16 protein-coding genes and 1 rRNA gene are annotated in these 20175 nt (G+C 53.7%); 10 read left to right on the forward strand and 7 right to left on the reverse strand.

What is annotated here, in order from left to right; translation table 11 throughout:
- A 16S ribosomal RNA gene (locus HZU72_RS19640) occupies positions 1–1207 on the reverse strand; the annotation flags it as partial.
- Between the two features lie 460 nt (positions 1208–1667).
- Between HZU72_RS19640 and HZU72_RS19645 the strand changes: the two genes are divergently transcribed.
- The gene (locus HZU72_RS19645; protein ID WP_180095111.1) at positions 1668–2654 is read left to right on the forward strand and encodes a cytochrome-c peroxidase; all 987 of its coding nucleotides are present in this window, start codon (positions 1668–1670) and stop codon (positions 2652–2654) included.
- Between the two features lie 80 nt (positions 2655–2734).
- Here HZU72_RS19645 and HZU72_RS19650 read toward each other — a convergent pair whose 3' ends face one another.
- The 6 genes from HZU72_RS19650 to HZU72_RS19675 form a co-directional block, all read right to left on the reverse strand.
- Entirely contained in the window at positions 2735–3727 is a 993-nt protein-coding gene (locus tag HZU72_RS19650) for an adenosine deaminase (RefSeq protein ID WP_180095113.1), read from the reverse strand.
- A 49-nt stretch (positions 3728–3776) separates the two neighbouring features.
- Positions 3777–5483 (reverse strand): thiol reductant ABC exporter subunit CydC, encoded by a 1707-nt coding sequence (cydC, locus tag HZU72_RS19655; protein WP_180095115.1) that lies wholly within the window; start codon positions 5481–5483, stop codon positions 3777–3779.
- Positions 5480–7153, reverse strand: coding sequence for a thiol reductant ABC exporter subunit CydD (cydD, locus tag HZU72_RS19660; protein WP_180095117.1), 1674 nt, complete (start codon positions 7151–7153; stop codon positions 5480–5482). The genes cydC and cydD overlap by 4 nt, the downstream gene beginning before the upstream one ends.
- A gap of 3 nt (positions 7154–7156) precedes the next feature.
- The gene (cydB, locus tag HZU72_RS19665; RefSeq protein WP_180095119.1) at positions 7157–8158 is read right to left on the reverse strand and encodes a cytochrome d ubiquinol oxidase subunit II; all 1002 of its coding nucleotides are present in this window, start codon (positions 8156–8158) and stop codon (positions 7157–7159) included.
- A 2-nt stretch (positions 8159–8160) separates the two neighbouring features.
- Complete coding sequence (locus tag HZU72_RS19670; RefSeq protein WP_180095121.1) at positions 8161–9576, reverse strand: cytochrome ubiquinol oxidase subunit I; 1416 nt, start codon at positions 9574–9576, stop codon at positions 8161–8163.
- Between the two features lie 289 nt (positions 9577–9865).
- Positions 9866–10843, reverse strand: coding sequence for a calcium/sodium antiporter (locus HZU72_RS19675; RefSeq protein WP_180095124.1), 978 nt, complete (start codon positions 10841–10843; stop codon positions 9866–9868).
- 344 nt (positions 10844–11187) lie between these two features.
- Here HZU72_RS19675 and HZU72_RS19680 point away from each other — a divergent pair, with 344 nt between their 5' ends.
- The 9 genes from HZU72_RS19680 (at position 11188) to HZU72_RS19720 (ending at position 20171) form a co-directional block, all read left to right on the forward strand.
- Positions 11188–12561, forward strand: a complete 1374-nt coding sequence (locus HZU72_RS19680) for a paraquat-inducible protein A (RefSeq protein WP_208458165.1) — start codon at positions 11188–11190, stop codon at positions 12559–12561.
- Positions 12554–14239, forward strand: coding sequence for an intermembrane transport protein PqiB (gene pqiB, locus HZU72_RS19685; protein ID WP_180095126.1), 1686 nt, complete (start codon positions 12554–12556; stop codon positions 14237–14239). Before HZU72_RS19680 ends, pqiB begins: the two co-directional genes overlap by 8 nt.
- A 10-nt stretch (positions 14240–14249) precedes the next feature.
- Positions 14250–14834 carry a PqiC family protein gene (locus tag HZU72_RS19690; protein ID WP_180095128.1) on the forward strand — a complete coding sequence of 195 codons (585 nt, stop codon included), beginning with the start codon at positions 14250–14252 and terminating at the stop codon, positions 14832–14834.
- 65 nt (positions 14835–14899) lie between these two features.
- Positions 14900–15406, forward strand: coding sequence for a helix-hairpin-helix domain-containing protein (locus HZU72_RS19695; protein ID WP_180095130.1), 507 nt, complete (start codon positions 14900–14902; stop codon positions 15404–15406).
- Positions 15407–15678: 272 nt separating this feature from the next.
- Positions 15679–16935, forward strand: a complete 1257-nt coding sequence (locus HZU72_RS19700; RefSeq protein ID WP_009286911.1) for a DEAD/DEAH box helicase — start codon at positions 15679–15681, stop codon at positions 16933–16935.
- 95 nt (positions 16936–17030) lie between these two features.
- Positions 17031–17534: a hypothetical protein gene (locus HZU72_RS19705; protein WP_027957443.1), complete on the forward strand. Its 504-nt coding sequence runs from the start codon at positions 17031–17033 to the stop codon at positions 17532–17534.
- An 8-nt stretch (positions 17535–17542) separates the two neighbouring features.
- Positions 17543–18751 carry a CynX/NimT family MFS transporter gene (locus HZU72_RS19710; protein WP_180095132.1) on the forward strand — a complete coding sequence of 403 codons (1209 nt, stop codon included), beginning with the start codon at positions 17543–17545 and terminating at the stop codon, positions 18749–18751.
- A 25-nt stretch (positions 18752–18776) separates the two neighbouring features.
- Positions 18777–19853: an asparaginase gene (locus HZU72_RS19715; protein ID WP_180095134.1), complete on the forward strand. Its 1077-nt coding sequence runs from the start codon at positions 18777–18779 to the stop codon at positions 19851–19853.
- Between the two features lie 78 nt (positions 19854–19931).
- Positions 19932–20171 (forward strand): DUF2789 domain-containing protein, encoded by a 240-nt coding sequence (locus tag HZU72_RS19720; RefSeq protein WP_180095137.1) that lies wholly within the window; start codon positions 19932–19934, stop codon positions 20169–20171.
- Positions 20172–20175: the final 4 nt, after the last annotated feature.

The following is a 20175-nucleotide window of genomic DNA, read 5'->3' on the forward strand; positions in this document are numbered from 1 at the left end:
GTAAGGGCCATGATGACTTGACGTCGTCCCCACCTTCCTCCGGTTTGTCACCGGCAGTCTCCTTAGAGTTCCCACCATTACGTGCTGGCAAATAAGGACAAGGGTTGCGCTCGTTACGGGACTTAACCCAACATTTCACAACACGAGCTGACGACAGCCATGCAGCACCTGTCTTACAGTTCCCGAAGGCACACCCGAATCTCTTCCGGCTTCTGTAGATGTCAAGGGTAGGTAAGGTTCTTCGCGTTGCATCGAATTAAACCACATGCTCCACCGCTTGTGCGGGCCCCCGTCAATTCATTTGAGTTTTAACCTTGCGGCCGTACTCCCCAGGCGGTCGACTTATCGCGTTAACTTCGCCACAAAGTGCTCTAGGCACCCAACGGCTGGTCGACATCGTTTACGGCGTGGACTACCAGGGTATCTAATCCTGTTTGCTACCCACGCTTTCGCACCTCAGTGTCAGTGTCAGTCCAGAAGGCCGCCTTCGCCACTGGTATTCCTCCCGATCTCTACGCATTTCACCGCTACACCGGGAATTCTACCTTCCTCTCCTGCACTCTAGCCTGACAGTTCCGGATGCCGTTCCCAGGTTGAGCCCGGGGCTTTCACAACCGGCTTATCAAGCCACCTACGCGCGCTTTACGCCCAGTAATTCCGATTAACGCTTGCACCCTCCGTATTACCGCGGCTGCTGGCACGGAGTTAGCCGGTGCTTCTTCTGCGAGTGATGTCTTTCCTACCGGGTATTAACCGACAGGCGTTCTTCCTCGCTGAAAGTGCTTTACAACCCGAGGGCCTTCTTCACACACGCGGCATGGCTGGATCAGGGTTGCCCCCATTGTCCAATATTCCCCACTGCTGCCTCCCGTAGGAGTTCGGGCCGTGTCTCAGTCCCGATGTGGCTGATCATCCTCTCAGACCAGCTACGGATCGTTGCCTTGGTAAGCCATTACCTTACCAACTAGCTAATCCGACATAGGCTCATCCAATAGCGGGAGCCAAAGCCCCCTTTCTCCCGTAGGACGTATGCGGTATTAGCCTGGGTTTCCCCAGGTTATCCCCCACTATCGGGCAGATTCCTATGCATTACTCACCCGTCCGCCGCTCGTCAGCGGGTAGCAAGCTACCCCTGTTACCGCTCGACTTGCATGTGTTAGGCCTGCCGCCAGCGTTCAATCTGAGCCATGATCAAACTCTTCAGTTTAAGATCTATGCGGTTCTTACCCGCCACTCGAAAGTGACAGAAGCGAACCAAACTTGGCTCAAGGTTCAAACGAATTCATTCAACTGTCGTTTAAAAACTTTCGTTTAAAAACAGTCGTTCTCATGACCGCTTGCCTTGATATTCGGTGATTTGTCACCAACGTCAGCAAGCGCCCACATGAATTACCTGATCAAATTGTTAAAGAGCTAGTCAATGAGGCCGTGCCCCGTTGACGTGTGCGTATACTACCCGATTTACCATCAGGGTCAACAGTGATTTCAACATTTATCATTAAAAGTCGTTAAAGATTAGGGCTAACCTGAAACGCATCGCAAAGCAGCCAAGTATTGATCCAGGACAAAACGACTACCGCCCCCTCCCCTAAGCTTACAGATAGAGGACGCTGAGGTTCATCCTTTCAAAACCGAAACGCCGATTATAAAAGCAAGGGAGAATAACCATGACCATAAAAGCCACTTTACTACCCGCACTGGCAGCTTGCAGCTTTATCGCTACAAGCTTAGCCATGGCTGACGATGGCTTGGAGAATTACCGCCAACGCTTCGAGGCACTACCTTTCCTTCCACCAATCCCCGCGAACAACTCATTAACAGAGGAGAAGGTCGAACTTGGCAATATGCTGTTCTTCGAGCCACGCATCTCTTCTAGCGGCGTTATTAGCTGCGCCACCTGCCACAATCCAGCACTTGGCTGGGCTGACCGAATTCCTCGCGCTGTCGGCCACGATGGGCAGGTCGGCGAACGCAATACCCCCACCGTGCTGAACAGTGGTTTTTTAGGATCACAATTTTGGGATGGCCGAGAGTCTGATTTAGAAGGCCAAGCACTAGGCCCTATCGAAGCACCTGTGGAAATGGCGATGGATCTAGAAATGGCCCTAGAACGACTGGTGGGGTTCGAGCTCTACCAGGAAAAATTCAGCACTGCCTATCCTGACCAAGAAGAACCCATCACCGATGATAATTTGGCTCATGCGCTGGCCGCTTTCCAACGTACGCTCAATACACCCAATTCACCTTTTGATCGTTACCTACATGGCGATTTAGAGGCGATTAACCAGCAAGCCAAAGACGGTATGGTGGCATTTGTTGATAACGGCTGTATTGCCTGCCACCGCGGCCCTGCTTTAACCGATAGCCAATTCCACGCGATTCAGGTACCGGGCTCAACCGATTTGGGTCGTTACGTCGTGACCGAAGAAGAGAGCGACAAGTATCGTTTCAGAACACCCACACTGCGCAATGTGGCAGTGACCTACCCGTATATGAATAACGGTGCGACTGAAACACTGGAAGAGGCGGTCGCGATAATGGGCCAAGAGATGCTTGGCAGGGAGTTTGATGATGACACCATTAGTAATATTACCGCGTTTTTACATACACTAACCGGTAAAATGCCTGACTTTGACGTACCCGCACTACCCTGAACGACAACTCTAAACCAACACTTAAAAATGCTATTCTAGCAAGCGCAGCCGCCTGGTCAGCGCGACCAGGCGGTGTAACGTTATACTGCGCCTAAGCGAGATAGCAGCTCTTCGCGACGCTGCGTGGTCACAAAAGCTTCTTCAATAGCATTGCGGGTTAGCTGGCGAAATACCGCTTCGTCCCAACCAAACGCTTCGGCGCAAGCAACGTGATTAGTCAACATACCGCCACCAAAATAGGCGGGGTCATCCGAGCTAATGGTTACTTTGAGCCCTTCAGCCAAAAGCTTGGGCAGCGGATGATCACGCAGGTCCTCTACTACTTTTAAGCTGACGTTGGAGAGCGGGCAGACCGTTAGAACAATCTGCTCGCGGCGCAAACGCTCAACCACCTCATCACTTTCTAAACAGCGCACCCCGTGATCAATGCGCTGAACATCAAGTAAATCCAGGGCTTCTTTAATATAGTCTGCAGGGCCTTCCTCCCCGGCATGGGCCACGCGCACAAGCCCAAGCTGCTTAGCGCGCTTAAACACCTCAACAAATTTGACCGGTGGGTTGTTTTTTTCAGCGCTATCCAGACCGATGGAATCTAGCATTTTCCAATAGGGAGCGGCTTGTTCGAGTACATGCAACGCCTCCTCAGCGGGTCGGTCGCGTAGAAAAGCCATAATCATGCCGATAGAGAGGTCGAGGTTATCCTCTGCTTCCTGCTTAGCTTTTAATAGCCCAGCCATTACCACTTCAAGCGGCACACCACGCTGTAGATGTGCCTGAGGATCAAAGTGCATGTCAATATGCACAACGCCCTCCTCCCGCGCGCGCTTGAAATAATCCATCGCCAGGTCGTAAAAGTCTTCCTCCTTACGAAGCACGCTCATACCCTGAAAATAGAGATTCAGGAACCCCTGCAGATCGTTGAAGTGATAAGCATCCTTGGCTTCCTGAACTGTCGTATAGGGCAGTTCAATCCCATTGCGCTGTGCTAGCGCGAACATTAACTCTGGTTCCAGCGAGCCTTCGATATGCAAATGGAGCTCTACTTTAGGAAGATTGCGTAAAAATTCGTGCATGGAGGGCTCCTAGCTGTCCTATCAATGAATTAATATCGCTCATTACCGATTACTTAAGCGCGCACTGGCTAAGTTTACCGGCATCTAGATGCCAGTGGTACTCAACTCCAGGCAATGGGTTCAGCGAACTAAATTGATGGACAAAGAATATAACCGTTCGATTAAGCAACCATTGATCCAGGGAAGCCGCGAGGTGGTTTGCCGTCGCCGCATCAACGCCTGCAAATGGCTCGTCAAGAATCACCACTTGAGGGCTACAAAGCATTAGCCGTGCTAATGCCACACGCCGACCTTGGCCACCCGATAGCTGCTGGCCTTTTTCGCCCACCGCCGTGGTTAAGCCTTTCGGCAGTTGCTCAACCCATCCATCCAAGGCAACGGCCTTCAATACCTCCCAGAGCTTTTCGTCGCTTGCGGTGGGGTTGGCAATACGCAGGTTCTCAGCAATAGAGGCATCAAACAGATCCACCTGCTGAGTGAGCATCGCAAAGTGATTAGCACGGCTTTCGACCGAGAGGTGCCACGTGGGCACACCACCCACCACCGCCTCGCCCTGAGTCGCTTTTAAGCGCCCCATCAACACACTGGCTAAAGATGATTTCCCAGCACCGGAGCTGCCGGTAATCACCGCTCGCTTTCCAGCGGGTAGCTGAAAATTAATACACCTTAATGCGGGTTCTAATGTTTGCGAATAGCGCAGAGAGAGCTGATTAACCTGAATGCTTAGATCAACATCTTCAGTTAGCATAACAACAGGGGCAGCCGACGATGAATCGATGGTTAACGCATTTAACCGACGCACCGCTGCATAGCTAGCGCCCAGCTTGATAAAGCTAGCTGGTAGTGCGATAAACGCCTCATTCACCCCCAGCACTATCAATGCAACCATCACTAAAACAGGGCCCGTGACCAACTGCTGGTTAAATACTAGGCTAGCGAACCACACGACTGTCACTACCATTAATCCACTTATGACACTCACCAAGCAGTTTATGAACGCCGCTTTACGTCCCAAGCGGCGCTGATTGTTGAACGCTTGCTGCTCTTGAGTCGCTATCATCGTTCGATGCCACTGGGTCGTTTGATAGCTCATCAACTCGGCCGAGGCCTGTACTTGGTCGACCACTAGGCGGCGCAGAGACTGCTGGTCAACCACCTGCTGATAGCTGTGCGAAAATCCCCAGGCAGCAGCTAAAAGGGTCGCCACTAGCCAGAGCAAGCCCAGCGTCACCGCCATCAGCAAGGCAATACCGGGCAACCAAATAGCCACAAAAAGCGACACAGCCACTACACCAAGCAACGCCACCAATGGTGGCACCAAGAGTCGCAGATAAAAATTATCCAGGGTGTCGATATCTGCCGTTAAACGGCTCAGCCAGTCACTGGCACGCTCACCGTGCAAGCGAGCATCGTCAAAGCGCGTTAAATGACCAAATACCCGATAACGCAAGTCGGCAAGCAGCGTTAACACCGTATTATGGTTGTACAGACGCTCGACATAGCGCGCCACGGTGCGCATCAAGGCGAAGAAACGAATGCCGCCACCGGGAACATAAACATCGAGCCGCGCTGGAATACCCAGCGCTAAGGCGATACCGGTCAGGGCACTAGCGGTAATAAACCAACCCGACAACCCTAGCAGCGCAAGCCCTGCTATCAGGGTGACCCAAACTAACAAAGCACCCACCAAAAAGCGTCTGCGGCGGCGCACTAAGAGCAGCAGCCAAGGGCGGAAATCACGGTAAATAGCCATCATGAGGCCACCTCTACCAGTTCACCCTGCTCAAAAGCCAGATGGCGTTGAGCAGCGGCAATCACTGCCGGATGGTGGGTCGCTATGACCAGGGTACGTCCCTCTTGAGCGAGCTCAAGCAAAGCAGTCATAACGAACTGCTCTGTCTCTTGATCTAAACCCGCCGTCGGCTCATCTAACAGCACCAGCGGTGCATTGCTAAGGTACACTCGCGCAAGTGCCAGGCGCTGGGCTTGGCCTCCTGATAGCCCTACTCCACGCTCACCGATTAACGTATCCAGCCCCTCGGGTAACTGAGTTAACAGCGGCCCAAAACCAGCGCGATGCAGTGCGGCAAACATTTCTTCACAGGAAGCTTCGGGTGCCGCCAAACGTAGATTATCGATCAAACTGCCGTGCAAGAGACAGGGCTGCTGATCCAGCCAGGCATAGCGGCTACTTTCTTGCCGACGGTACTTGCCAGCGCTTGGGGCGATAAAGCCGGCGAGCAGCGCCAAAAGAGTTGACTTACCGCTACCGGAGGCACCGCTAAGCACCACTACCTCACCCTGCTGAATAGTGAGATCGATAGGGCCTATCACTTGTCCACGGCTAGGATAAGCAACGCAAGCAGCCTTTAATTCAATGGCCGACCTATCTGACCGCGGAGCCATATAGTGATGCCGACTCACCAAACTTGGCTGATTGAGGATATTCACCACGCTCTCGGCGGCACCCAGTGCCGCCGCGCGATCATGGTAATGCTGAGAAAGCGTGCGCAGCGGTTGGAAAAATTCAGGCGCGAGCAGTAACACCGCTAAGCCCGAAAAAAGCGTCAACGCTGTTGACGGCCCGTACTCGATGTAGCCCAGCAGACCGAAACCGACATACATAGCCACAACCGCAATCGCGACCGAGGAAAAAAACTCCAGCACCGCTGATGAGAGAAAAGCCAACCGAAGGGTACGCATGCTAAGACGCCGATAACCATCCGTGGCATACCAAACATCCTGCTGTGCGGCTGACGTACAGCCAAAAAGCTGCAGTGTGGTCATACCGCGCACACGGTCAATAAAATGCGCTGACAATCGCGATACCGCAACGAACTGGTCGTGATTAAGGCGCTCAGCCCCCATGCCGACTAATGCCATAAAAAGTGGAATAAGCGGTGCAGAAAGTAGCAGGAACAGTGCCACCAAGTAATCGAGCCAACCCGCCACCGCCAAGATCAACAGTGGTAAACAGAAAGTAATACGCAGTTGAGGGTAAAAGCGCGCGAAATAGCCTTCCAGCACATCAATGTGCTCAACCGCCTGATTAGCCAGTGAGCCGCTATGTTGACTGGTAAGCCAAACCGGGCCCAAGGCAGACAGTTTATCCAACAGCTGAGCTCTGGCTCGCTGTCGAATTCGTAGACTCGCCTCCAGGCTTAATGTTTCATGCCCCCACTGAAAGGCAGCGCGTAACAGCACACTACCCAACAGAAGGGAAAATATCGATAATAGAGAAATGGGTGATCGATGATCCACAACAAGCTGATCAATAAGCCACGCAAGCCCAACCACCACGACTATCGTTTGACTACCTGCCAACACGCCACAAAGCGCTGAACCAAGCAGGCGTTTACGCTCTCCCTTAGCCAACGCTTGCAGCCAACTGCGCGGCGTAAGAGAAAGCGTGTCTTCAGTTACCATGGATCAGTGGTATCCCTCGCCTACACGTACCTTGCCGCGGAACACCCAATAGGTCCAGGCGGTATAGGTCAATATAATCGGGATAACGAATACCATACCTACCAGCAGGAACAGCTGTGACTCCGGCGAGGAAGCCGCATCCCACAGCGTATAATCCGGCGGCACGATCACCGGCCATTTACTGACGATCAGGCCTAAATAGGTGAAGACATAAATGCCGATAGTGGCCAGGAAAGGCACCCCTTCACGACGTTTTTGTACCGAACGGAAAACCACAAAAGCACAGGCCAAGGCAGCAAATGGAAAAACCCAAATCAGTTGAATATTGCCGAACCAGCGTTCCCAGACCAGAGGGTTCACAAACGGTGTCCAGAGGCTAATCACGGCAAAAACAAACAGCACTAGCGCCAGCAGTAGCGGAGTGATTTTATAGGCCCAATCCTGCACATGCCCCTCTGATTTCAATATTAGCCAAGTCGCCCCTAACAGCGCGTAGCCCGACATCAAGCCAAGCCCCGTTAGTACTGAGAAAGGCGTTAACCAGTCAAAGGCACCGCCCACATAGGCAAAATCCTCAACTGGAAAGCCCTGGATATAGGCCCCTACCACGGCACCTTGCGCAAAGGCGGCAACCGCCGACCCCCAGCAGAAAGCGCGGTTCCACCAGCGGCGGTTACGGCGGGATTTAAAGCGAAACTCAAATGCCACGCCACGGAAGATCAAGCCTGCCAACATCAAGAAAACGCCGATGTAAAGCGCAGGCAAGAACACCGAATAAACCAATGGGAAGGCGCCTAACAGCCCAGCGCCGCCTAGCACCAGCCATGTTTCATTGCCATCCCATATCGGTGCCACCGAGTTCATCATCACATCCCGGGCATCTTCATCGGGAGCAAAGGGGTAGAGAATCCCCAACCCCAAATCAAAACCATCCATCAGCACATACATCATGATGCCAAAACCGATGATGAAGGCCCAAACTAACGTTAGATCAAACATTTCCATGTCTAGCTCCTCACCGGGTCAACGTCATCATCAAAAGGGGTATGCGCTGCTGACATAGGCCGCATTGGGCGCTTGAAGTTCTCATCGGTTGTATCGCGCTCTTCTTCTGGCAGCATTCCGTTGCGCACCACGCGCGTGAGGTAATAAATGCCAGCGTAAAACACCACGCCGTAAACCAAGACATAGCCAATCAGAGTAAATAGTGCCATAGGACCCGTTAGTGAAGGCGTTAAGCCCTCGGCATGGGTCATCATGCCGTAAACCAACCAAGGAGAGCGACCTGACTCAGTGACGATCCAGCCCGCCAAAACAGCAATAAACGGCATGGGTATCATTGCCGTCAGGCCTTTTAAGAATAGACGCTTGTCATAGATGCGCCCTTTGCGGCGCAACACCAGCCCCGTCAGCGCCACCGCAATCATTAGCAGACCAATCCCAACCATGACGCGGAAGCCCCAGAACACGATCAGCACTGGCGGCTGCTCTTCAGGCGCCGCTTCACTAACCCCCGGCACTTCCCCATCAATAGAGTGGGTCAAGATAATGCTAGCCAAGTTCGGAATACCCAGCTCAAAGTGGTTGGTTTGTGCTTCCTGGTCAGGAATGGCAAACAGCAGCAACGGCACATTGCCAGAGGTTTCCCAGTGCCCTTCCATGGCAGCCACTTTAGTCGGCTGATGCTCTAACGTATTGATGCCATGGAAATCGCCGATAACGGCCTGGGTAGGCGCCAAAAACAGCAGCAACCAAAGACACATTGAGAGCGCACGGCGGTTGGCTTCTGGGTCCCGGTCGCGCAACAGAAACCATGCGCTCACCCCTGCGACCACAAAGCCACCTGTCAGGAAGGAGGCAACAGCCATATGCATAAAGCGATAGGGAAACGACGGATTAAAGATCGCCTCGCTCCAGGAGGTCACGTGGAAGCGGAAGTCAACTAACTCTACGCCTGCTGGAGTATGCAACCAGCTGTTAGCGGATAGAATCCAGAAAGAAGAAATAAAGGTGCCTACCGCCACCATAATGGCTGCAAATAAATGAACACCTTGAGGCACCTTACCGCGCCCAAATAGCAGAACGCCTAAGAAAGCAGCCTCTAAGAAGAACGCGGTAACGACTTCATAGCTGAGCATGGGGCCGAGGAAATTCGAAGAGGCCTGGGAAAAGTTGCTCCAGTTAGTGCCAAACTGGAATGACATAACGATGCCTGACACCACCCCCATCCCAAAGACAACGGCAAACACCTTTGTCCAGAATAGCGAGAGGCGATCCCATGCAGGGTTCTTCGTTTTGAAGAACAGACCATGGAGCAGCGCAATATAGGACGCTAGGCCAATCGTAAATACGGGGAAGATAGCGTGAAACGACACAACGAATGCAAATTGCAGTCGCGATAACACCAGCGGATCAAGTTCCATTTCACTCTCCTAAGACCTGAATCGGTATCCCATGGATGGGTTAACACAAGCTTAGTTGAGCCTTCATGGCACGACACTTTTAGTTATAAGCACTAAGCTTATTTCTTTACGCTAGTTTTTTACACAACTTTTCCTGCGTTACTTTTCCTGCGTTACTTTGCTTCACGCAGCTTAGCTTCCGCCACTAGTTCTCCTCTTGGACAACCATTGTATTATAGTCACCGGATGTCCAAGATGAGTCGCATTGACGCACCAATCACCCTTGCGGTGCGGTATGGCAAAGTAGGCGCTATCGCGACATTATAACGATGCTGACCATATAGCCGGTGTACGCGATAAACAGCGCCAGCAGAATTCCCCCTTCCAAGCGATTAATGCGCCGTGGGCGACCACGCCAAGAAAACGCAAACAGGATCATCAGCAGCGTCATACCGGTCATCACGCTCCAGTCGCGCACGAGCACCTCTCGCCCCGCTTCAATCGGCGCAATGACACCGGCTAGGCCGACCACCGCCAAGCTGTTAAACAGGTTAGACCCGACCACGTTGCCTAGCACCATATCGTGTTCTTTTCGACGCAAGGCAGTAATCGAGGAAGCAAGCTCAGGAAGCGACGTCCCGATGGCGACTACGGTCAAACCAATAATCAAATCGCTCACACCAAAGCGCAGTGCAATTTCAACTGCTCCCCACACCAGAAGCCGCGAACTAGCGATGAGCAGCACCAACCCCACCAGCGTCCACATGATGGCTTTACCGCGGGACATCGGCTTGCTATCCAGGGTTTCAGCGACCTCAGACACCAGCGCATCGTCGGACTGATTGCGAGAACGCAGAATGCTCACAACAATAAAGACAACCAATGCCAGCAACAGGCCAACGGCCTCCCAACGCGCGACGAATCCATCCAGCAGCATTAGTCCCGTTGCTAACATGACCAGCATCAATATCGGCATCTCTTTACGGATAACGCTAGAGTGCACAGACAGTGGTGCAACAAGGGCTACCAAGCCGAGAATTAAACCGATATTGGCGATATTTGAGCCGTAGGCATTCCCCACCGCCAAACCTGGATTTCCATCCATCGCCGCCAGCACGGATACCATCATTTCCGGCGCCGAAGTACCAAACCCAATCACCAGCATACCGATCAACAGAGGTGACAAGCCAAGCCAACGTGAGGTTGCCGCTGCGCCGTCGATAAATTTCTCGGCGCTCCAAACCAGTAAGATCAATCCAACTACAACTGCTAATGTGGGAAGCAACATTTCATTTCCTTCATGACATAATGATCGGTACTGTTTATAGGTTGTGCTTCTGAGCAATACTTCATAGCAACGGCAGTAAGATGCTATTACTAGCAATGCCTGCCACTATATGGCGACACTAGCACGTCAACCTGACGCGGAAGCACGCGGCCAATGAGGTCGAATCTCACTGTTCGCCATTGCGCTGCAGCATCGTTGTCTAAACTAACCCATTGGTCAAGCGGCTAGACTATGTTTTTAAACATTATTTCAGTGACATAGACTTGCTAAAGTGCGTGTTTGACATGCCTAATTCGCCACATCCTAGTAGTTTTGCTAGGGGTTCGCACTGAGAGTTTTGGTTTTTGCCCTCACAAAAATTGATTAAACGCCGTACACTGCCGGTCAACGCCCCCCTTGTTGACAGTTTGCCGCCTGAGGCCAGAACTCAGCGACGGCGTTTGCGTGCCTGCCATGAATGCGACTGGGTATCCGCGCTGCCACCGTTAAATTCTGGCGAGAAAGCAAGCTGCCCACGCTGCTCACACGTTTTGGTTAAGCGCCACCGCTACCCCGCTCAGCGCAGTATGGCCCTGGCTATCGCCTCGCTTGTCGCACTAATGCTGGCAGTATCGTTTCCGTTTATTAGCTTTACGGTCAGCGGAGTAAGCAACCGCATCGAGCTGACCCAGACCGCCACCACACTGATTGGCTTTCACCAACCCGTGGTGGCTATCGCCGTCATTATGACCATACTGGTGCTGCCAGCCGTGTATTTGCTTGGCGTTCTTTGGCTTCAATTTGGACTACTTCGCGATCGCCCCCTGCCGTTTAGTCGGGATATCGCACGCTCACTGGCGCATTTAACACCGTGGATGATGGCCGATGTCTTTATTATTGGCGCCTTGGTCAGCCTGATAAAAATAGCGGGCCTCGCCGATGTGGAAATAGGTATTTCCTTCTGGGCGTTTTGTGCATTTGCGCTGCTGCTGCTGATGACAAGCCAGTCCCTGGATGCCGATTGGATGTGGTTCTCGCTTGAGGGAGAACCACTGGCTCCCGAAGGTACCCGGACAGGCCTACCCGCTGGAGAACAAGGGCTAACCGGCTGCCCAACCTGCGGACTGATTAACCGCCTATCGCCCCGGGGCCGTGGGCATTGCATTCGCTGCCATGAAAAGCTTCATCAGCGTCTTCCTAACAGCTTGCAGCGCACTTGGGCACTGCTGGGCGCCTCTGCCATTATGTATATTCCAGCCAATGTCTACCCCATTATGACCACTACTAGCCTAGGCAACTCCTCGCCTTCGACGATTATTGGCGGCGTTGTGCAACTGATCCAGATGGGCTCCTGGCCGATCGCTGCGGTTATCTTTATTGCTAGTGTTATCGTACCGGTGGGCAAACTGGTAGCGCTAACCTGGCTTTGCTTAGTGGTTAAACGCAGCAGTGCGCTCAATGCTCAAAGCCGCACGCGGCTGTATCGCCTAACAGAATTTATTGGTCGTTGGTCAATGGTCGATGTATTCGTGGTGGCTATCTTAGTGGCTCTGATTCGCGCAGGCTCCCTGATGTCGATTACGCCAGGCCCGGCATCGCTCGCCTTTGGCGCCGTGGTTGTGTTAACCATGCTTGCAGCAATGACTTTTGACCCGCGCTTAATTTGGGATACCCCTCTTCCACATCGTCACCCTCTTCTTCGCCGTAAAGCGGCCACCAAGGAACCTGTTGATGGCTAACGAAACAGCATCGTCAAACACTGACCCGACTAATGATCAGGAGCTAAATAAGGCAAAAACATCGCGCCAGACCAGGTTATCGCCCATTTGGGTGGTACCGATCGTCGCGATTGCTATTGGGCTATGGCTGGTTTATGACAATTACGCTAGTCGTGGAACCCAAGTGACGCTGACCATGGAAAGTGCTGAGGGCATTGAGGCGGGCAATACGCTGATTCGCAGCCGTAATGTTGAAGTAGGTCGCGTACAGAGTGTGCGCCTGTCTGACGACCTTTCCCATGCAGTGCTGACCGCTCGTATTCAGCCGGAAGTGGAGGATCTTCTGCGCGAAGATACCCGCTTTTGGGTCGTTAAACCGCGCATTGGCCGTGAAGGTATTAGTGGGTTGGGTACCGTGCTCTCTGGCGCTTATATTCAGCTTGAGCCCGGAACGGAAGCCGCACCGCGGCGAGAATTTCCCGTTAGCGACACTCCTCCCGTTGCGCCCTCAGGCCAAGCAGGGCTGCGTCTTAGCTTGACGAGCCAGTTAGGTAACTCACTGCGCGTCGGTGACCCGGTCTCCTATCAGGGCTACACCGTGGGACGCATCGAAGAAAATAGTTTCGAGCCTGAGTCACGCACCATGCAGCATCAGCTATTTATTGAGGAGCCATATACAGACTTAGTCACCGACAGCACTCGTTTCTGGACCTCTAGCGGTGTCGATTTCCGCTTAGACGCCGACGGCGTTCGGGTTAACGTTGAGTCATTGGAAGCACTACTGGGTGGCGGTGTTACCTTCGGCGTGCCCGAAGATCTGCCCATGGGACAGCCGGTTGAAGCCAACACGCGGTTCACTCTCTACGCTGATGAAGATGCCGCTCGGGAAGGAACTTTTAATCGCTATTTGGAGTATGTACTGCTGGTCGATGAAACGGTACGCGGACTCTCCAAAGGCGCACCTGTAGAGTTTCGCGGGGTACGCATGGGCACCGTTGCCGCCGTACCCTGGAACTTTACCGCGCCGCAGCCCGACTCACGGGCACGCTTTGCCATCCCCGTACTGATCAGAGTCGAACCTCAGCGCCTAGGGATCGAAAATAGCGATATTGACCTGGAAGAGTGGAAGGCGAGATTCCAGCGCATGTTCGGCCTCGGACTACGCGCCTCGCTAAAAAGTGGCAGCCTGCTAACGGGCGCTCTGTTTGTAGACTTGAACTTCCACCGCGACCTTGCCGATGAGTATGTCGCCGAGCGCTTCTCTGATCGCGATGTCTTCCCCACCGTAGCAGGTGGCTTTGCTCAGATACAGGCCCAGGTAACTGATCTACTCGAGAAACTAAACGCCCTGGAGGTAGAACCACTGCTCACTGGGCTGGATCGTAACCTGCAGGCCTCTGAAAGCGTACTGAATGAAGTCCGCGAAGTGAGCACCTCTCTTAATCAATTGCTCAATGATCCTGAAACCCAAGCGGTGGGTGGCAACCTCAACGCAACGCTGGAGGAATTGCGCAGTACGCTACAGGGACTATCCCCGTCATCGCCTGCCTATCAAGAGCTGACAACCGCCATTGAGCGATTGGACCGCTTGATGCGTGACTTGCAGCCTTTGACTCGCACCCTCAACGACAATCCCAGAGCACTATTGTTTGATAATCTGGATGCTCAAGACCCCATACCGCGTGCGCCACGTGATTAAGGAGCTAACGATGTTTACATGGATGAGGTGTTCACTGCTGCTGATCTGCTTGTTGCTATCCGCCTGCGCCAGCAGTGTAACGCCCCCCGCTCGCTATATGCTGCCAAGCGAACCATTGGCTAGCACACCCCGCCAGCCCGAGGGTACGCTTATAGTGAGCGCACCACGTCTAGCCCACTACCTGGATGTCGACGGTATTGTGATGCAGCTAGACGACATTACGCTGAATGCCGCTCGGGAACATCAGTGGGCAGAAGGCTTAGGCAGACAATTAGAGCGGAGAGTGCGCGCCAATTTATCCAAAGCGTTGCCAACGCTCAGGGTTATGCGTGGTGAAGTTGATCAATCCAACGCCCTCACCCTGCGCCTGAACGTAGATCAATTCCAGGGCCGCTTTGATGGTATCGCCGTGGCTAGCGGCCAATGGCAATTGCTAAACGATGCCGGCGAGCTGTTAGAGATGGAAAATTTCTATGCAGAAACGCCTCTTGCAGAAGATGGCTATCCCGCCCTGGTGCGTGCATTAAGTGATAGTTGGGATCAAGCCGCCGAACTTATCGCCACTAAAATACGTCAGGGTGATTATTTTGATTAATCAGCACTTTTCTAAACTGAGTTTGCTGCACTACGCTTAATGCTAACCCTCTCAGGGATGTCAATATGACAGCTGAACCAAGCCAGACTACGGGTCTGCCCGCTGAACAACTACGCGATGCTATTAACGCCCTAATGCATACCGTAACGGCACTGCTTGAAGGCGAATCGACTCAAGGTGTACTCGAAACGGCTTTAAATAGCCACGATGCCCTGTGCGATCAGTTAGCAGCCCAGGCTCACGATGCCACAACGCTAGCCGCGCTTCAGCGCATTGAGCAGTTTATTACTAGTCAAGCTGGGCACTATTATCAAATGGCTAGCGTCGATTTTGATGAACAGCAAAATAGTCGTTTTATCACCTTCTTTGCGCGACAACTACTGGCGCTAGACGGCATAGGACCAGCTACGGCCCGCCAACTGTTTCAACTTGGTGTTTTCACCCCTGAGCACTTTTTTACATTAACTCCCAAGGAAGTGGCCCGGCTTGACTTGCCTGCGGCTACTTTAGCGCGGTTAATCCCACTGCATGCCCAGGCCTCATCGTTGGCACGATTCAGCGAAACAAGCTGAGGCCCCATAACCGTGTTACACTACTCGGCTTATTACTGACACGTAGTTTTCTGGTGTGTCCGTGCACACCAGGAAGATAGTGCTGCTTGGCGCTATAACCTTCACGTCTCCTGTCACGGTCATCCACGGCTACCCAACGACCATCGCGGCACGCTGAATTATCTGGCACACTTCGCTGCCGCGAAGGTGAATCAACCTCGCTTTTTGAACATTACACCTAGTGATAACAGCCACTTACCGGTATTAACTCACTAGGTGACTGCGGAGAACGCATGAGCTTTTCTGAACTTGGCCTGCACGCCGATTTATTACGCGCTGTTACAGCGCAAGGTTACACCGAGCCTACGCCGATACAACGACAGGCTATCCCCGTCGTACTAGAAGGTCGTGATATGCTGGCCAGCGCTCAAACCGGCACGGGCAAAACCGCTGGCTTTACGCTGCCAATGCTGCAACGTCTAAATACCGGCAAACGACCTACCAAGCGTCAGGTACGTGCACTGGTGCTAACCCCTACTCGTGAGCTTGCCGCCCAGGTAGGCGAAAGCGTGTCGACCTATGGTCAACATCTGGCACTGCGCTCCCATATTATTTTTGGAGGCGTTGGCCAGCAGCCTCAAATTGATGCCCTAAAAGCCGGTTTGGACGTACTTGTGGCCACCCCTGGCCGCCTGCTGGATCTTCACCAGCAAGGGCATGTGGATCTCTCCTGCGTTGAGATTTTAGTGCTTGATGAAGCTGATCGCATGCTGGATATGGGCTTCATTCATGACATTAAGCGCTTGCTGCGCCTGGTGCCCAAAAAACGCCAAAACCTGCTGTTCTCAGCGACATTCTCTAATGAGATTCAAACCCTGGCGCAACAGCTGCTGGATAACCCGGCGATGATTGAAGTAGCACCGCGTAATGCTACTGCCGATAAAATTGAGCAGGCCATTTACCGCGTTGACCGCGAGAAGAAGCGCGAGCTGCTGGCTCACTTGATTCAGCAAAATGGCTGGTTCCAGGTGCTGGTATTCACGCGCACCAAACATGGTGCTAACCGCCTTGCAGAGCAGCTCTCCAAGCAGGACATCCCTTCCATGGCGATCCATGGCAATAAAAGCCAGGGAGCGCGCACTCGCGCGCTAACGGCATTCAAGAGCGGCGACCTGCAGGTACTCGTGGCCACCGATATCGCTGCTCGCGGCCTGGATATCAATGAGTTGCCCCATGTCGTCAATTTTGACCTACCCAACGTGGCGGAAGATTATGTCCACCGCATTGGCCGCACCGGTCGGGCTGGCAGCAATGGCGAAGCCGTTTCGTTGGTGTGTGTCGATGAAGATGCCCTGCTGGGCAATATTGAGCGGCTAATCAAGCAGAAGCTGACAAAGCACATTGAACCTGGCTTTGAGCCCGACCCCAGCATCAAACCTGAGCCCATCGAGAATGGTCGACGCAACCAACGTCAGCCTCGCGCCAAACGCAAGCCCGAAGGCCAGAGTGCCAATACCGGCGGCGAGCGTAAACGCCGCGCGCGGCGCTAGCTCAGAGCACAGGAATATGCGAAGGTGTCGCCTTTGCATATTCCAAGCCGCTGTTTCCAGCAGCTATTTTAGCCAATACTTTTCACGGAGTGATTATGGCGTCTTCTCAACTGATGGCCGAGTATCGCCAATGGCTGACGTTCCAACGTCAAGAGCAGCTCAGCCGCGAACATCAAGGGATCGTGCAGCGTTTAGAGGACGCCCGTGCGTCAGCTAATCAGGTGCTGCAAGCCTACCGCAGTATGGCTGAAAAGGCCTCGATCGAAGGGGCCTGCTATCGCACGATTTTCTTGCGCCAACGGGATGACAACCACGCCCTCCCCTGCGAAGGCTGGCTTTTTGTACGCCGAGTACTGAGCGAAGGCAATAGCACCCGCGTACGTGTCACCCTGCTTGAAACTTTTACCCTTGAAGATGGCATCATGGCGCCGGGTGATAAACCTGCTCGCAAGCTTACTTTAGAAATATTTGACCAGTTGAATATGGATAAAGGCATGCGCACGAACGTCAGGGTCGACTGTCTGGATACTCCCCAGGATTACCACTTTATTACGCTACTCGATGCCGTTCGCGGAGACTTGCGTCCCCACCTTAAGTAAGCACTAGCATGGCAACGCGTCGCTCGATTACGTTTATTTTGCTGATGGTCGTGGTGGGACTTAATTTACGCCCCGCCATGTCTTCGGTTGCCCCACTGCTTACTCGCCTGCAAGAAAGTGCGGGCCTTTCCGCTACCGCTGCGGGGCTACTCACCACGCTGCCCGTGCTGTTCTTAGGCCTCTCCGCCCCGCTTGCCCCTGCCCTGGCTAGACGTATAGGCAGTGAACGGGCGCTAAGTTCGGCACTGACACTACTGGCTGCTGGGTTGATTTTACGTGGTTTACCTTTCCCAGGCGGGCTCTTTATCGGCTCGGCGATGGCAGGCTGCGCGATCGGCATTGGCGGCACCCTGCTACCGGCCCTGGTTAAGCGTGAACTTCCCGATAGTGCCGACCTGCTTACCGGCTTATACACCATGGCGCTCTGCTTAGGTGGCGCCTTAGGGGCTGGGTTTAGCGTCCCATTAACGCAACTGCTCGGCAGTTGGCAGGCGAGTTTGATGAGCTGGTCACTGCTGGCGCTGTTCGCACTGGTGCTTTGGCACTTCCAAATGCCCCGCACCACAATGGCCAACACGCCGACAGCGCCCAAAAGCGGTATTTTACGGCTTCTTAAGCAACCGCTTACCTGGCACGTCATGCTGTTCATGGGCATTCAGTCGTCCATGGCGTACATCGTATTTGGCTGGCTGCCTACTCTGTTAGTTGATCGCGGTTATAACGAGGCCGATGCGGGCTGGACAATGGCGGTTTCGATTATGTGCCAGCTAGCCTCCGCCCTAGGCGCGCCCTGGCTTGCACGCATGGGGCGTGACCAGCGTCCCGCGCTATTGGCTGTACTGCTAAGCACCGCCATTGGCCTATGGATGCTACTTATTGCGCCATTAGTGTGGCAATGGCCAGGTGCCGCTTTACTGGGTATCGGTCAAGGCGGCAGCTTTAGCCTAGCACTGAGCCTGCTCGTCTTACGCACGGCCAACTCCCGCCTTGCCGGTCAGCTTTCTGGGCTGGTTCAGGGCGGTGGTTATACACTGGCAGCACTTGGGCCTTTTGGTGTGGGAGTTATGCTGCAAACAGGCGCCAACACATCACAAATCGCTTGGTTATTGATTATTCTGATCACGGTTTGTTGTGGCTTTGCGCTACTGGCGGGCCGTAATCAGCGTCTAGATGACCAGAGCGGCGAACTTTCGATACAGCGCGTAAGACCCACTTAGCAGGTTTCGCACAAAGCCCCAGGAGATGGCGATGATCCCTCACTCCCCTCTTGCCAGCAGCGTTCCCGCCCAAGAGCGAATATTAGTCATTTACACCGGCGGCACCATCGGCATGCAACAACATGCTGAAGGGCTTGTGCCTAGCGGTGACTTTGTCACTCGCATGGCAAAGGCCCTGAGCCAGCTACCGCTTGCCCAACAGCAATCCCTTCCACCTTATAAAGTCATCAGCTACACCACGTTGATTGACTCAAGTGCGGCCACCCCGCTCACTTGGCAACAGCTCGCCCAGGATATCGACGACCAGCTAACAGCCTTCGCCGGTTTCGTGATTATTCACGGCACAGACACACTCAGTTGGACCGCTGCCAGCCTTGCCTATCAACTCCAGGGGCTAGATCGGCCAGTGGTCGTCACGGGCTCGATGTTGCCACTAGAATCGCCCGACAGCGATGCCTTGCACAATTTGCACGGCGCGCTGCAGTTCGCTGACAAGCCTGAGCTCCAAGAAGTGGCGATTTACTTTGCAGGGCAATTGCTGCGGGGTGCCCGTGCCATTAAACAGCACAGCGAAGCAGCCAACGCCTTCGCAAGCCCCAACTACCCACTGCTCGGTGAGCGGGTAGGCGACGATTTCGTTTACTACCCCAGCCGTGGGCTTGGCCTGCAGCAGCGTGGCGCGCCGCGTTTCGAGCTCCCTGACTACCGCCTGGTCAATCAGGGAGAGATCGTGCGCATCGCTCTTTGGCCGGGCGTAGCAGCCTGGCAGTTGGAAGCTTGGTTGAGTGATTCACGGGTTAAAGGGGCGTTACTTCAGCTCTGGGGCGCGGGTAACCTCCCCGACGATCCACACTTGCTTAACGTACTTGCCAGAGCCACCGGCGAAGGCAAACTGCTTGCCGCCATTAGCCAGTGCCCGCAGGGCAGTGTCCACCTGGGTGCTTATGCGGCAGGCCACGGCCTGAGCGATGCAGGGGTTGTGGCAGGCGATGATATGACGCCGGAGGCGGCGTTCACCAAGCTAACCCACTTACTGGCCCAGCCACTCGCGTTAGAAGATCAACGACAGCGCTTTTTAACACCACTGGTTGGTGAACGTTGATCAAACAAAGGCTTTTGTGTGCTGGCGTAGGCTGAGAATCAAGCTATGTTATAGGGAGTATTCTAGGAGCAACAGATTATGGAAAAGCCGGTACACCATTTCAGCGAACTATTCGAGCAGTTGGGTTTGGCATCTGACGCTGAGTCAATTGAGCGCTTTATCCAGCGCAATGCTCCGCTCCCAGAAACAATGCCATTGGCTGAAGCCCCCTGTTGGAACGAGGGCCAGGCAGATTTTCTAAAAGAAGCCGTCTATGAGGATGCCGACTGGGCAGAGGTCGTTGACCACCTTGACGCCTCAATGCATAAATCCCAATAAGGCC

It is taken from the genome of Vreelandella sedimenti (assembly GCF_013416325.1).
GTDB classification, from domain to species: Bacteria; Pseudomonadota; Gammaproteobacteria; order Pseudomonadales; family Halomonadaceae; genus Vreelandella; species Vreelandella sedimenti.

Bases quoted from the DNA above. Each gene is read 5' to 3' on its own strand.
- HZU72_RS19700 (WP_009286911.1), top strand. From the start codon at position 15,679: ATGAGCTTTTCTGAACTTGGCCTGCACGCCGATTTATTACGCGCTGTT.
- HZU72_RS19715 (WP_180095134.1), top strand. From the start codon at position 18,777: ATGGCGATGATCCCTCACTCCCCTCTTGCCAGCAGCGTTCCCGCCCAA.
- pqiB (WP_180095126.1), top strand. From the start codon at position 12,554: ATGGCTAACGAAACAGCATCGTCAAACACTGACCCGACTAATGATCAG.
- HZU72_RS19670 (WP_180095121.1), bottom strand. From the start codon at position 9,576: ATGGAACTTGATCCGCTGGTGTTATCGCGACTGCAATTTGCATTCGTT.
- cydD (WP_180095117.1), bottom strand. From the start codon at position 7,153: ATGGTAACTGAAGACACGCTTTCTCTTACGCCGCGCAGTTGGCTGCAA.
- HZU72_RS19650 (WP_180095113.1), bottom strand. From the start codon at position 3,727: ATGCACGAATTTTTACGCAATCTTCCTAAAGTAGAGCTCCATTTGCAT.
- HZU72_RS19720 (WP_180095137.1), top strand. From the start codon at position 19,932: ATGGAAAAGCCGGTACACCATTTCAGCGAACTATTCGAGCAGTTGGGT.
- HZU72_RS19645 (WP_180095111.1), top strand. From the start codon at position 1,668: ATGACCATAAAAGCCACTTTACTACCCGCACTGGCAGCTTGCAGCTTT.
- HZU72_RS19695 (WP_180095130.1), top strand. From the start codon at position 14,900: ATGACAGCTGAACCAAGCCAGACTACGGGTCTGCCCGCTGAACAACTA.
- cydB (WP_180095119.1), bottom strand. From the start codon at position 8,158: ATGGAAATGTTTGATCTAACGTTAGTTTGGGCCTTCATCATCGGTTTT.
- cydC (WP_180095115.1), bottom strand. From the start codon at position 5,483: ATGATGGCTATTTACCGTGATTTCCGCCCTTGGCTGCTGCTCTTAGTG.
- HZU72_RS19690 (WP_180095128.1), top strand. From the start codon at position 14,250: ATGTTTACATGGATGAGGTGTTCACTGCTGCTGATCTGCTTGTTGCTA.
- HZU72_RS19705 (WP_027957443.1), top strand. From the start codon at position 17,031: ATGGCGTCTTCTCAACTGATGGCCGAGTATCGCCAATGGCTGACGTTC.
- HZU72_RS19710 (WP_180095132.1), top strand. From the start codon at position 17,543: ATGGCAACGCGTCGCTCGATTACGTTTATTTTGCTGATGGTCGTGGTG.
- HZU72_RS19675 (WP_180095124.1), bottom strand. From the start codon at position 10,843: ATGTTGCTTCCCACATTAGCAGTTGTAGTTGGATTGATCTTACTGGTT.